This window comes from Variovorax sp. SG517, from assembly GCF_013376045.1.
In the GTDB taxonomy this organism is placed as follows: Bacteria; Pseudomonadota; Gammaproteobacteria; order Burkholderiales; family Burkholderiaceae_C; genus Variovorax.
In genome coordinates this window covers 439,690-453,301 of the sequence record NZ_JABMJG010000004.1, presented here as the reverse complement: position 1 = coordinate 453,301, position 13,612 = coordinate 439,690, and the positions used below count along the sequence as shown (strand labels likewise).

Below are 13,612 nucleotides of genomic sequence, written 5' to 3'. Positions count from 1 at the left end.
GAGCCATGGCTGATGAGACGCCATGGCTGAGGAAACCGGCAACCAACGCTACTACCGAGCGCCCTGCCCCGGCTGCGGCGCACCGGTCGAATTCCGCTCGGCGCAATCGACGCACGCGGTCTGTCCCTACTGCCAGAGCACGGTCGTGCGTCAGGGCGACACGCTCGCGCGCACCGGCAAGATGGCGGAGCTGTTCGACGACTTCAGCCCGCTGCAGCTGTTCGCCGCCGGCCGCATCCAGGACAAGCCCTTCACGCTCATCGGCCGGCTGCAGTACACCTACCCCGGCGGCCGCTGGACCGAATGGATCGCCGCGCTCGACGGCGACCGCACCGCCATCCTCAGCGAGGACAACGGCGCCTACGTCTTCGCCCTGCCCTTCGACCTGCAGCGCGCCGCGCCCCCGCCTGTCGACCTGCGCGTGGGCGCCACCAGCGCCTTCGCGGGCCAGAGCTACACCGTCACCTCGAACGAGCAGGTGGCGCTGACCTCGGCGCAGGGCGAACTGCCGCACCTGCCCGAACTCGGTCGGCCGTTCGCGATGGTCGAGCTGCGCAACGACCGCGGGCTGGTGCTGAGCATCGACTACGGCACCGCCAAGCCCAGCGCCTATCTCGGCCGCTCGGTGCAGCTGGAAGACCTCCAGCTCACCGGCCTGCGCGCCGAATCCGCCAAGGACGAAAAAGGCCGCAGCTTCAACTGCCCCAACTGCGGCTCGCCCGTCACCGTCAACCTGGCCGACAGCAAGAGCATCACCTGCGGCTCATGCAACAGCATCATCGACCTGTCGCAGGGCATCGGCGGCGAACTCAAGCACGCCACGCAGGACGAGCCCGTGCGCCCGCTCATCGCGCTGGGCAGCATGGGCCAGCTGCAGGGCGCGCAGTGGCAGGTGGTGGGCTTCCAGCACCGCATGGGCAGCGAGCCCGGCGACGACGAGCAATTCGGCTGGGACGAATACCTGCTCTACAACAACAAGCGCGGCTTCAGCTTCCTGGTGGACGCCGAGGACGGCTGGAGCATGGTCAAGCCGACCACCGGCGCGCCCGTGATGGCCGAGAGCGGCAACACCGCCACCTACCTCGGCAAGCGCTACCAGCAGCAATACGCCTACAACGCCGAGACCACCTACGTGGCGGGCGAGTTCTACTGGCAGGTCGAGCGCGGCCAGAAGACCTTCAACCGCGACTTCGCCAATGGCGGCGCGCTGCTGTCGATGGAGCGCTCGGCCAACGAACTGACGTGGTCCTCCGGCAGCAAGATCGACAGCGGCGCGGTCGCCACCGCCTTCAAGCTCGACGCGCGCAAGGACATGTTCAAGCGCGCCGACGCGCTGCCGGTGAGCGCCGCCTCGGGGCTGGGCTGCGGCACCATCATCCTCATCATCGTCGTGATCATCATCGTGCTGATCATCCTGAGCACCTGCTCCAGCAGCGGCGGCTCCGGTTATCGGAGCTCGGGCGGCTCGTATGGCGGCTACTCGAGTGGCGGCGGCCACAAATGACGGCGAAGATGCGCGCGATGCTCTCTCTAACTACTGCTACGACTGGAGGTCCCCATGGGATTTGAATGGCTGAAACCGGGCGTGGTCCTCGGATCGCTCGTGTACGCGCTGATCGGCGTCGTGATCTTCTGGCTCTGCTTCCTGATCATCGACAAGATCACGCCCTACGATCTGTGGGGCGAGATCGTCGAGAAGCAGAACGTGGCGCTGGGGCTGGTGGTTGCCGCGATGAGCCTCGGCATCAGCATCATCGTGGCTGCTGCAATCCATTGAGCGACGCGGCCCTGCCCGCGCGCACCCCGGACGCGCGGGGGCCGCAACCGATCGAGATCGCGCTGCTCGCCAGCGTGTTCGTGGTCGCCGCCTGCGGACTCGTCTACGAGCTCACCGCGGCCGCGCTCAGCTCCTACCTGCTGGGCGACTCGGTGCTGCAGTTCAGCACAATCATCGGCACCTACCTGTTCGCCATGGGCGTGGGCTCATGGCTCTCGCGCTATTTCGAGCGGCAACTGCCCGCGCACTTCCTTCGCATCGAACTGCTGGTGGCGCTGATCGGCGGCGCACTGCCGGCGATCCTGTTCCTTGCCAACGCCTACGTGCCGGGCGCGTTCCGGCTGCTGCTCTACGGTCTGGTGATGGTCGTGGGCACGCTGGTGGGGCTCGAGATCCCGCTGGTGATGCGCATCCTGAAGCGCAACATCGTGCTCAAGAATCTGGTGTCGCAGGTGCTCACCTTCGACTACCTCGGCGCGCTGGCCGTGTCGGTGGCGTTTCCGCTGATCCTGGTGCCGCAGCTCGGCATGATCCGCACCGGTCTGCTGTTCGGCTTCATGAACGCGGCCGTGGCGGTGTGGGCGCTGTGGCTGTTCCGCCATGAGCTGCGCCGCGTGGGCGCGCATGCCGTCGCCTGCTTTCTGGCGCTGGCCGCGCTGGTGGGCGCCTTCGTCGGGGCCAACCACATCACCACGCTGGCGGAAGACAAGTTCTACCAGGACCGCATCGTCTTCAGCGCCACCTCGCCCTACCAGCGCATCGTGGTCACGCGCGGGCTGCTGGGGCACCGGCTCTTCCTCAACGGCAACCTGCAGTTCGCCGAGCGCGACGAATACCGCTACCACGAGGCGCTGGTGCATCCGGTGATGGCCGCCCAGGGCGCGCCCAAGAAGGTTGCGGTGCTTGGCGGCGGCGACGGCATGGCGGTGCGCGAGATCCTCAAGTACCCGTCGGTCGAATCGGTCACGTTGGTGGAGCTCGATCCGAACATGACGAAGCTCTTCACCGAGCACGAGACGCTGGCTGCGCTCAACGGGCATTCGCTGTCTTCGCCGAAGGTGAAGATCGTCAACACCGATGCCTTCCAGTGGCTGCAGCAGCCGGGTGACATGTACGACGTGATCGTGGTCGACTTTCCGGATCCGACCAACTTTGCCATCGGCAAGCTCTACACCAACAGCTTCTACGCGCTGCTCGAGAAACGTCTTTCGGCCAGCGGCTATGCGGTGATCCAGACCACCTCGCCGCTGGTGGCGCGCAAGAGCTACTGGACCGTGGCGACGACCATCGAGTCGGTGGGCCTGCGCGCCACGCCGTACCACGCGCACGTGCCCAGCTTCGGCGAATGGGGTTACATCATCGCCAGCCGCAGGCCCTACCGCATGCCCGATGCGCTGCCGCCGGGCCTGCGGTTCCTCTCCCCGAGCACCCTGCCGCTGATGTTCGACTTTCCGCTCGACATGGCGCGCGTGCCGGCGGAAGTGAACCGGCTGTCGAACCAGATCCTGGTCACCACTTACGAGCAAGAGTGGGGCAAGGTCATGGCTCACTAGCCCCGTCATGCAAAGGCGCGAATTCCTCGGCGTGGCGGCGGGCGCGGCGGGTGCTCTGGCGCTCGCGGGCTGCGAGGCCCCGCCACCGCCCATCGAGGGCGGCTTCACCGGCATCGACGTCACGCAGGGCCATGCGATGCGCGACCACGCCCTGGGGAGCACGACGCCTGCCGTGGTGAAGCGTACGCGCGTGGTCATCGCCGGCGGGGGCGTGGCGGGCCTCGCAGCTGCCCGCGCGCTACGGCTTTCGGGCATCGACGACTTCGCGCTGCTTGAGCTGGAAGACACTGCCGGCGGCAACGCGCGCGGCGGCGTGGTCAATGGCATCGCCTGCCCGCTCGGCGCGCACTACCTGCCGGTGCCTGGCGACGACGCGCGCGAGGTGCAGGATCTGCTGGAGGAACTCGGCCTGCGCCGCCGCGTGGCGGGCCGCTGGGAATACGACGAGGTCACGCTGTGCCACAGCCCGCAGGAGCGCCTGTTCTTCCACGGCGAGTGGCAAGACGGGCTGCTGCCCGTGCATGGCGTGGGCGAGGCCACGCTCGCGCAGTACCGCAAGTTCGCGCGGCGCATCGACGCGCTGCAGCACGCCGCCCACTTCGCGATTCCGACGCTCAAGGCCGCCATCACGCCCGAGTTGCTGGCGCTCGATGCCATCAGCTTCGAGAGCTGGCTCGACAGCGAAGGCTTCGGCGATGCGCAGCTGCGCTGGTACCTCGACTACTGCTGCCGCGACGACTACGGCGCCGGCATCGGGCAGGTGTCGGCCTGGGCCGGCATCCATTACTTCGCGAGCCGGCACGGCTTCCACGCGCCCGGCGATCCGACGGGCAGCGTCAACGATTCGAGGCCCGAGCGCGACGGCATCCTCACCTGGCCCGAGGGCAACGGCTGGCTCACGAAGCAGCTCGCCAGGCCGCTCGGCGAGCGCCTGCGCACCGGCAGCGTCGTCACGCGCATCGCGGAAGTGCGCGACGGCGTCGAGGTCGATGCGTGGGATGCGGCGTCGAAATCGATGGTGCGCTGGCAGGCCGAGCGCTGCATCGTCGCGCTGCCCGTGTTCATCGCCGCGCGCGTGGTCGAGAACCCGCCCGAGGTGCTGAAGAACGCCGCCGCGCATGTGCGCTACGCCCCCTGGCTGGTGGCCAACATCCACCTGCGCGGCCCGCTGGCCGACCGCGTGGGCGCCGCGCCTAGCTGGGACAACGTGATCTACGGCACCAGGGGCCTCGGCTACGTGGATGCGCGCCACCAGGCGCTGGACCCCACGCCGCGCGGCACGGTGCTGAGCTGGTACCGCCCACTGGGCCCGGGCGGCTACGACACCGCCGACGGCCGCAAGCTTCTGCTGGAGCGCCCCTGGACCGGCTGGCGCGACGATCTGCTCGCCGAGCTGTCGGTGCCGCACCCCGACCTGCCCTCGCTGGTCTCGCGCATCGAGATCACGCGCTACGGACACGCCATGTCCATCCCCAGGCCCGGGCTGCTGGCGCAGATCGGCCCGCAGCGCAGCGCGCCCGACGCCGGGCATCGCGGCAGCGTGGTGGCGGGCCGGCTGTCGTTCGCGCACGCGGACTGGTCGGGCTATTCGATCTTCGAAGAGGCGTTCACGCGCGGGCATGTCGCGGGAATGGATGCGGCGGCAGCATGAAGACGCTGGTGCTTGGCGGCTACGGCAACTTCGGCGCGCGCATCTGCCGCGCGCTGGCCGGCTGCCCCGGCATCGAACTGCTGGTGGCGGGGCGCGATGCGCAGCGCGCCACGGCCTTCGCCTCATCGCTGGACGCGGCCGCGAGCGGCGTGCGCATCGACGTGCAGGCTGCCGATCTCGCCGGCACCCTGCGCGGTCTTGGCGTGGGGCTCGTGATCCACACCGCCGGGCCCTTCCAGAACCAGGACTACCGCGTGCCGCAGGCCGTCGCTGCCGCGGGCGCGCACTACATCGACCTGGCCGATGGGCGCCGCTTCGTGTGCGACTTTCCTGCTGCCTTGGACGCCACCTTTCGCCACGCTGGCCGCACTGCGGTGAGCGGTGCCAGCACCGTGCCCGCACTGTCGTCCGCCGTGGTCGACCATCTCGCGGACGGCTGGCAGGACATCCGGAGCATCGACATCTGCATCGCCCCCGCGCAAGGTGCGCCGCGCGGTGAGGCCACGCTGGCCGGCGTGCTCGCATACTGCGGCGAGCCCATCCGCGTCTGGCAGGGCGGCCGCTGGGTCGAGATGCCCGGCTGGGCCGATCCGGCGAGGGTGGAGTTCGCGCGCATGAAGCCGCGCCGCGGTGCGCTCTGCGACATTCCCGACCTGGAGCTCTTTCCGGCGCGCTACGAAGGCGTGCAGTCGGTGATGTTCCGCGCCGCGCTCGAAGTCGAACTGACGCAGCGCGCCTTCGCCTTCCTCGCCTTCATGCGCCGCGCGGGACTGCTGCCGGCGCCGCAGAAGCTGGCGTCCCTGCTGCATGCCACCGGCGGCATGTTCGACGCGCTGGGTACGGCGCTGGGCGGCATGGTCGTGCGCGTCGAAGGCACCGATGCACAGGGCCGGCCGGCGCGGCGCGCCTGGCACATCGCGGCCGACGACAACCATGGGCCGGAAATCCCATGCATGGCCGCGATCCTGCTGGCGCGGCGGTTTGCGAAAGGCGAAGCAACCTTGCCCGTCGGTGCGAATGCCTGCATGGGCCTGCTCGCCCTGCCTGAGTTCGAGCCGGAGTTCGCGCGCTGGGGCATGGTGACCGACATCGTCGAAGAAGCGCCAATCGCAGTGACAGGCCATGGCGCACCGGCGTTTTGAGTTCGACATGCCGGCGCCTGCCGACGTGGTCTTCGACGCTTTCCACTACCACGTGTGGCGCGCACGCTGGGACTCACTGGTCGGCAACGCCCGCGTGGTGGGCGGCGCGCCCTGTCCGTTTGTCGGCGCCGAGACGGAGAACACGGGCCACGGCTGGTTGCGCGGCCTGTCGATGCGAACGCGCTTCGTAAGCTTCGACCGACCGCATGTGGCTGCGGCCTCGATGGTCGGTCGCTCCTTCCCCTTCAGCCGCTGGGCCGCGTCCATGCGGCACCGCGACGCGCAACCGGGCCATTCGGTTCTCATCTATGTCTACACCATCGAGGCGAGCCCGAAGGCGTTGCGCTGGCTGCTGGAGCCGGTGGTCGCGTGGGTCTTCGCACGGCAGACGCGCCGGCGCTTCGCGCGCATGCATGCGTTCCTGGCTGCGCATGCGCATGAAGTCGTTGCTTGGCAGCGGACTGAGCACGGGAGCTCCGCCACGTGAAGGATTCTGCTGCGGAGGAGCGCTTGTTGCGCTTGAGTCTTGTCGCCGTGTGGCTCTTCACCGCAATCGCCAGCATCGTCGAACTGGACGGCCAGAGCCGCCAGGTGCTGGCCGCCGCCGGCATTGCCTCGCCGCAGTGGCTGGTGCAAGGGCTGATCGTCGGCGGCGCGGCGGCCGATCTTGTGGTCGGCATCGCGCTGTGGCGGTGGCCCGGGCGTGCCAGCTATGCGGCAGCCCTGGCCCTCATGCTCGTCATGACACTGGTGGCGACGGTGCTGCAGCCCGGCCTGTGGCTGCACCCGCTCGGTCCGCTGCTCAAGAACATCCCGATCGCCGCGCTGCTCTGGCATCTGTACCGGCGCGCCGCACCATGACATGAACACCTACCTCGTCCTCAAGTGGCTGCACGTCGTTTCCAGTGTGCTGATGGTCGGTACCGGACTGGGCTCGGCTTTCTACATGTTCTTCGCCAACCGCAGCGGCAGCGTGCCTGCGCAGGCGGTCGTGAGTCGGCTGGTGGTGCGCGCCGACTGGTGGTTCACCACGCCCACCGTCATCCTGCAGCCGGCCACCGGCTTCGCGCTGGCGCACATGGCGGGCTTTCCGCTTTCCACGCCGTGGCTCGCGCTGTCGCTGGCTCTGTTCGTTTTCGCGGGGGCTTGCTGGCTGCCGGTGGTGTGGCTGCAGATCCGCATGGCGGCGATCGCGGCGCGGGCGCATCGCGATGCGGCGCCGCTGCCGCCGCTCTATGCACGCTACCAGCGATGGTGGGAACTGCTGGGCTATCCGGCCTTCGCGGCCATGGTGGTCGTCTTCTACCTGATGGTGAACAAGCCCCAGCTATGACTCGTTGAATGCGGCCCGGCGCGGGCCTGTGCGGTTTTCACGAAGACTTCACACACAGCGCGATTGCTTCACAGATGGCTCGCACACTCGCGAGCGCCAACAAAAACAGTGGGGAGCTTCCATGCTTCAAGTCGCCAACAGAAAACTCGCGTCGATCAGCGACGTGTTCTTCACCGGGCTGGGCCGAGCGCTCGGCTTCCTGCGTCCGCTGGCCCGCGGGTTCATCGGTTCCTGGCGACCCCCGGGCTGGCTGCGCATCCTGGGTTCCTTCGTGCTCCTGGGCCTGCAGTGGCTGCAGCAGCGCCTGGCATGGCTGGCGGTGCTCGTGCTGCTTGCGCTGGCCGGCTGGATCGCCCATCCCCATGTGATGAAGTGGTGGCACGGCCTCACGCCCGACCGCGTCGAACCCGTGGTCGCCACCGCGAAGACCGATCCGCCGCAGCGCACGCAGATCGAGTTCGACAGGGGCCCAAACCCCTTCGTCATCAATTTCTCGGCCTCCGTCGCGCCCATTGCGCGCATCGGCCAGGAAGCCACCGGCGTCACCATGGAGCCTGCCATCGCCGGCCGCTGGACCTGGACGAAGCAGAACCGCCTCGAATTCCTGCCCACCCAGGACTGGCCCATCGGCCAGCCGTACAAGGTGCAGATCGCCGACAACGCCCTCGCGCCGCACATCGAACTGGCGCAGCGCAAGTACGAGTTCACCTCTCCCGAGTTCACCGCGCAGTTCATCGGCGCCGAGTTCTACCAGGACCCGGTCCAGGCCAACGTGCGACGTGCGCTCTTCCAGGTGCGCTTCTCGCACCCCGTCAACACGGCCGAGTTCGAGAAGCGCCTGGTGCTGACCTACGACCAGCCCTGCAGCAGCTCCTTCTTCAGCGTGGGCAAGTGCGCGAGCGAGAAGTTCACCGTCAGCTACGACAAGCTGCGTCTCATCGCCACGCTGCAGTCGGAGCCGCTGCCCATTCCGGAGAAGAACCGGCCCGCGATCCTCAGCCTCACGGCCGGCGCGGTCGCGCAGAAGGGCGGTCCGGCGCTGCGCAATGACCAGTCGCGCGCGGTCGAGATCCCCGGCCTCTACAGCCTTTCCATCTCCAGCATCGAGCCCACCATCGTCACCGGCGAGAACGGCGAGCCCGAGCACGTGATGCAGGTCAGCGCCTCCATGCCGGTGCACGAGCGCGAGATGGCGCGCGTGGTGCAGGCCTGGCTGCTGCCCGTGACGGAAGAGGCCAAGGGCGACCCCGCGGAGAAGTTCGACTGGTCCGCCGATCCGTCGAAGGTGACCGATGCCGTGCTGCGTCGCGCGAAGAAGCTCAACCTGCAGCCCATCGCCAGCGAGCGCGAGGTGACCGAGATGGTCAGCTTTCGCATGCCGCAGGCCGAAGGCGGCCGCTACCTGCTGGTGCGCGTTGCCAAGGGCCTGAAGACGCCCGGCGGCTACCAGCTGGGCGCCGCGTTCCAGGACGTGCGCCTGCTCAAGACCTTCGCGCCCGAGCTCAGCATCATGAGCCAGGGTTCGCTGCTCGCGCTTTCCGGCGAGCGCAAGCTGCCGATCCTGGTGCGCGACCTGCCCGGCATCCGGCTCGAAATCGGCCGCCTGCTGCCGCAGCAACTGCAGCACCTGGTGACGCAGACGAACGGCGACTTCGCGCATCCGCAGTTCTACGGCGGCCTGCAGTCGGACAACCTCGTCGACCGTTTCCAGAAGGAGATTCCGCTGAGCATTCCCGCCGGCAAGGCGCACTACGAGACCGTCGACTTCGCCGAGTACCTGCGCAGCGACGCGACCGACCGCCGCGGCGTGTTCCTGCTGAAGGTGCAGGGCTACGACCCCAAGGCGAAGAAGAAGCCGGAGGGCGAAGGCCAGCCGGAGGAAGCGCAACAGCAGCAACAGGAAGAGCAATCCTCCGAAGAGGAAGGCAACGGCAACGGCGAGGGTGGCGAAGGCGGCAGCCCCGAGCAGCAGATCGACCAGCGCCTGGTGCTCGTCACCGACCTGGGCATCGTGGCCAAGAAGTCGCTCGACGGCACGCGCGACGTGTTCGTGCAGAGCATCGCCAGTGGTCAGCCGGTGGCCGGCGCGATGGTCGAGGTGTGGGGCCGCAACGGCATGATCGTCGCGTCGCAGTCCACCGACGCCACGGGCGCGGCCAAGCTGCCCAACCTTGCGGGCTACCAGCGCGAGAAGGCGCCGGTGGTGCTGGTCGTGCGCAAGGACGGCGACCTGAGCTTCCTGCCCTTCAACCGCAGCGACCGCACACTGGACATCTCGCGCTTCGACGTCGGCGGCCTGCGCGCGGCCGGCGTGCCGAACCAGATGACCGCGTATGTCTTCAGCGACCGCGGCATCTACCGCCCCGGCGACACCATGCACATCGCGATGATGGTGAAGGCCGGCAACTGGGGCACCTCGCTGCGCGACCTGCCGCTGGAGGCCGAGATCATCGATGCGCGCGGCCTCAGTGTGCGGCGCGAGAAGCTCCGGCTCGGCCCGGGCGGTGCAGCCGAGATTGCCCACACCACGCAGGACACATCGCCCACGGGCAACTACGCCGTCAACCTCTACCTGCCGCGCCAGTCGTCGCCGGGCACGCCCGAGGTCGAGAGCCTGCTGATCGGCAGCACCACGGTGAAGGTGCAGGAATTCCTGCCCGACCGCACCAAGGTCACGGCCAAGCTCAGCAATGAAGTTGCCGAAGGCTGGGTGAGCCCCAAGGACCTGAAGGCGCAGATCGACGTGCAGAACCTCTTCGGCACGCCCGCGCCCGATCGTAAGGTGGAAGGCACGCTCACGCTGAGCCCCGGCTTCCCGGTGTTCCGCGCCTTCACCGACTACGCTTTCTTCGACCCGCAGCGCGCCACCGACAAGCAGGTGGACGACCTGGGCAGCGTGCAGACCAGCGCCGACGGCAAGGCCGAGTTCGACCTGCGCCTCTCGCGCTTCGACGCCGCCACCTACCAGGTGCACGTGCTCGCCAAGGCCTTCGAGCCCGAGGGCGGGCGCAGCGTGTCGGCCGAGGCCCAGACGCTGGTGAGCGACCTGCCCTACCTCGTCGGCGTGAAGGTCGACGGCGACACCAGCTACGTGAGCAAGGGCGCCACGCGCAACGCCACGGTGATCGCCATCGACCCGCGCGCGAAGAAGACGGCCGTGGCCGACCTGAAGATCGAGCGCGTCGAGCGCAAGGTGCTGTCGGTGCTCATCAGGCAGGACAACGGCCTGTACCGCTACGAGTCGCGCCGCAAGGAGATCGTGCTGGACGAGAAGCCCTTCGCCATTGCCGCAGCCGGCAACAACGTGGCGCTGGACACCGCCGCGCCCGGCAACTTCGCCTACGTGGTGCGCAACGCGCAGGGGCTGGAGCTCAATCGCGTGGAATACAGCGTGGCCGGCAATGCCAACGTGTCGCGCTCGCTGGACCGCAACGCCGAGCTGCAGCTCACGCTCGACCGCAAGGACTACGAGCCCGGCCAGGAGATCTCGGTGAGCATCCGCGCACCTTATATGGGCGCGGGCCTCATCACCATCGAGCGCGACAAGGTGTACGCGCATGCATGGTTCAAGGCCGACAAGACCGCATCGGTGCAGAAGATCACGCTGCCCAAGGACTTCGAGGGCACCGGCTACATCAACGTGCACTTCGTGCGCGACCCGGCCTCCGACGAGGTCTACATGAGTCCGCTGTCGTACGGCGTGGTGCCCTTTGCCACAGCGCTGACCAGGCGCACCGCCAACCTGCAGCTCACCAGCAGCGAGCTGGTGAAGCCGGGGCAGACCGTGAAGATGAAGCTCACGAGCGACAAGCCCACGCGCGCCGTCGTGTTCGCGGTCGATGAAGGCATCCTGCAGGTGGCGCGCTACAAGACGCCCGACCCGCTGAAGCACTTCTTCCAGAAGCGCGCGCTCGAAGTGGGCACGCTGCAGACGCTCGACCTGATCCTGCCGGAGTTCAAGAAGCTCATGCAGGGCGCCGCGCCCGGCGGCGATGGCGAAGGCGAACTCGGCAAGCACCTGAACCCGTTCAAGCGCAAGCGCGACAAGCCGGTGACCTACTGGTCGGGCCTGGTCGACGTGAACGGCAGCCGCGAGTTCAGCTACACCGTGCCCGAGAGCTTCAACGGCAGCCTGCGCGTGATGGCCGTGGCGGTGAACGACGAGACCACTGCCGCCAAGAGCACCCGCACCGTGGTGCGCGGCGACATGGTGATCCTGCCGAACGCACCGTTGGCGATGGCGCCCGGCGACACCGTCGAGGTGGGCGTTGGGCTGGCCAACAACATCGTCGGCTCGGGCAAGGAGGCGCCCATCGCGCTCACGCTCACCGCATCGGGCGGGCTCGAAGTGGTGGGCGACGCCACGCAGACGCTCAAGGTCAACGAGCGCGGCGAAGCCAGCACCAAGTTCAACGTGCGCGCCAAGCCGGGCGAGCAGGCAGTGCTGGGTTCTTCCGCGCTGGTGTTCACATCGACGCACAAGAACTACAGCGCGCGCCTGTCGACCGAGGTAAGCGTGCGCCCGGCCTCGCCCTTCGTCACGATGGTGCAGGCCGGCAGCTTCCAGCGCGCGGGAGAAATCTCGAGCCAGGCCGACCTGTATCCGAACTTCCGCCAGAGCGACGTGGCCGTGTCGGCCGCGCCGTGGGCCTTCGCGACCGGCCTCATGCAGTACCTGGAGGCGTACCCGCACGGCTGCACCGAGCAGATCACCAGCCAGACCTTCCCGGCCGTGCTGCTCGCGGGCCGGCCCGAGCTGGTGAAGGAAATGTCGCGCGGCCGCACCGCGGAGCAAGGCCCGCTGCCCGAGGCGCGCAAGACCTTCGAGCGCTACCTGGTTCAGCTGCGCGCGCGGCAGACGGCCGACGGCGGTTTCTCGCTGTGGCCCGGTGCCGGCACCGACCCCTTCGCCACCCTCTATGCGGTGCAGCTGCTGGTCGAGGCCAAGGACCACAAGCTGCCCGTGCCGCAGGACCTGCTGCAGAAGGCCGACACCTACCTGCAGGGCTGGCTCGGCAGCGGCGACAGCACGCTCGACGGCTGGCGCCAGCGTACGCAGGCGGCCTACCTGCTGACGCGCCAGGGCATCGTCGCGCCGGCGGCGCTCGCCAACCTGCGCGAAGCCCGCCGCAACCAGCTGGCGCGCCAGGGCGTGGGCTGGGGCGACGACCTGGGTGCCGTGTACCTTGCCGCGAGCTACCAGCTCGTGAAGCAGGAGCAGGTCGCCAACGAGCTGCTCGACCCGGTGTGGTCCGACCTGCTCGCGCGCACCGAGAAGAAGCAGCGCCGCAACGCCTGGGGCGCCTACTACGACCCGCTGGTGCACGACAGCATGACGCTGCACCTGGTGGGCCGCCACTTCCCGTCGCGCCTGAAGACGCTGAAGCCCGCGGTGTGGGAAGGCATGGCCCAGATGGTGCGGGAGGGCTGGTACAACAGCCTGTCGTCGGCCTCGATGCTGCTCGCGGTCGACTCGTACTTCGAGGCCGTGGGGCAGAACGTGGAAGGCAAGCTCTCGGCGAGCGCCGTCAACGCGCAGGGCCAGGCCGCGGCGCTCGCGCTGGGCGCCGTGAACCCGATCACGCGCGCCGCGGTGCCGGCTGGCACCGCCAAGCTGAGGCTGTCGAACGACAGCGACTTCAATCTGTACTACAGCTGGGCCGAACAGGGCTTCGAGCGCAATGTGCCCGCCACGCCAGTGAACAAGGGAATGGAGATCTTCCACGAGGTGCTCGACGCCAAGGGCAACCCCGTCACCAAGGCGAAGCTCGGCGAAGAGGTCACGGTGCGGGTGCGCGTGCGCAGCCTGGAGCGAGCGCAGATCAACGACGTGGCACTGGTCGACGTGCTGCCCGGCGGGCTGGAGCCGGTGCTGCAAGCGGTGGGTGACGACGACGATGCCAATGCCGACGCGCCGATCTGGAAGAAGCGCCTGGGCGGCGGCGGCTCGTGGAAGGTGCAGTACGCCGACATTCGCGAAGACCGCGTCGTGTTCTACGGCGGCGTCGGCAAGGACCTGCTCGAGGTGACCTACAAGGCCCGCGCCACCAACGTGGGCGACTACGTGGTGCCGGCGGCGTATGGCGAGGCGATGTACGACCGGCGCGTGTTCTCGCGCTCGGCCGGTGCGCGCTTCCAGGTGGTGGCGAATTGATC

The 13,612-nt window shown here is 68.5% G+C and carries 9 protein-coding genes; all 9 read left to right on the top strand.

The features are described 5' to 3' along the window. Positions 1-22: 22 nt before the first annotated feature. The 9 genes from FHT32_RS14795 (at position 23) to FHT32_RS14755 (ending at position 13,610) form a co-directional block, all read left to right on the top strand. Positions 23-1,504: a DUF4178 domain-containing protein gene (locus tag FHT32_RS14795; RefSeq protein ID WP_176665357.1), complete on the top strand. Its 1,482-nt coding sequence runs from the start codon at positions 23-25 to the stop codon at positions 1,502-1,504. A 54-nt stretch (positions 1,505-1,558) separates the two neighbouring features. After that, a complete protein-coding gene (locus FHT32_RS14790) occupies positions 1,559-1,777 on the top strand; it encodes a DUF350 domain-containing protein (RefSeq protein ID WP_019653703.1) in 219 nt (72 codons plus the stop codon). Then, entirely contained in the window at positions 1,774-3,330 is a 1,557-nt protein-coding gene (locus FHT32_RS14785) for a polyamine aminopropyltransferase (protein ID WP_371132182.1), read from the top strand. The genes FHT32_RS14790 and FHT32_RS14785 overlap by 4 nt, the downstream gene beginning before the upstream one ends. Before the next feature lie 7 nt (positions 3,331-3,337). Further along, positions 3,338-4,981 (top strand): FAD-dependent oxidoreductase, encoded by a 1,644-nt coding sequence (locus FHT32_RS14780; protein ID WP_176665356.1) that lies wholly within the window; start codon positions 3,338-3,340, stop codon positions 4,979-4,981. Further along, positions 4,978-6,123: a saccharopine dehydrogenase family protein gene (locus FHT32_RS14775; protein WP_176665355.1), complete on the top strand. Its 1,146-nt coding sequence runs from the start codon at positions 4,978-4,980 to the stop codon at positions 6,121-6,123. Before FHT32_RS14780 ends, FHT32_RS14775 begins: the two co-directional genes overlap by 4 nt. 7 nt (positions 6,124-6,130) lie before the next feature. After that, positions 6,131-6,610, top strand: a complete 480-nt coding sequence (locus FHT32_RS14770) for a hypothetical protein (protein ID WP_256099003.1) — start codon at positions 6,131-6,133, stop codon at positions 6,608-6,610. A 23-nt stretch (positions 6,611-6,633) separates the two neighbouring features. After that, positions 6,634-6,984, top strand: a complete 351-nt coding sequence (locus FHT32_RS14765; protein WP_218088241.1) for a DoxX-like family protein — start codon at positions 6,634-6,636, stop codon at positions 6,982-6,984. Between the two features lies 1 nt (position 6,985). Beyond that, a complete protein-coding gene (locus tag FHT32_RS14760; RefSeq protein WP_176665352.1) occupies positions 6,986-7,456 on the top strand; it encodes a DUF2269 domain-containing protein in 471 nt (156 codons plus the stop codon). 121 nt (positions 7,457-7,577) lie between these two features. Then, positions 7,578-13,610, top strand: coding sequence for an alpha-2-macroglobulin (locus tag FHT32_RS14755; protein WP_176665351.1), 6,033 nt, complete (start codon positions 7,578-7,580; stop codon positions 13,608-13,610). Positions 13,611-13,612: the final 2 nt, after the last annotated feature.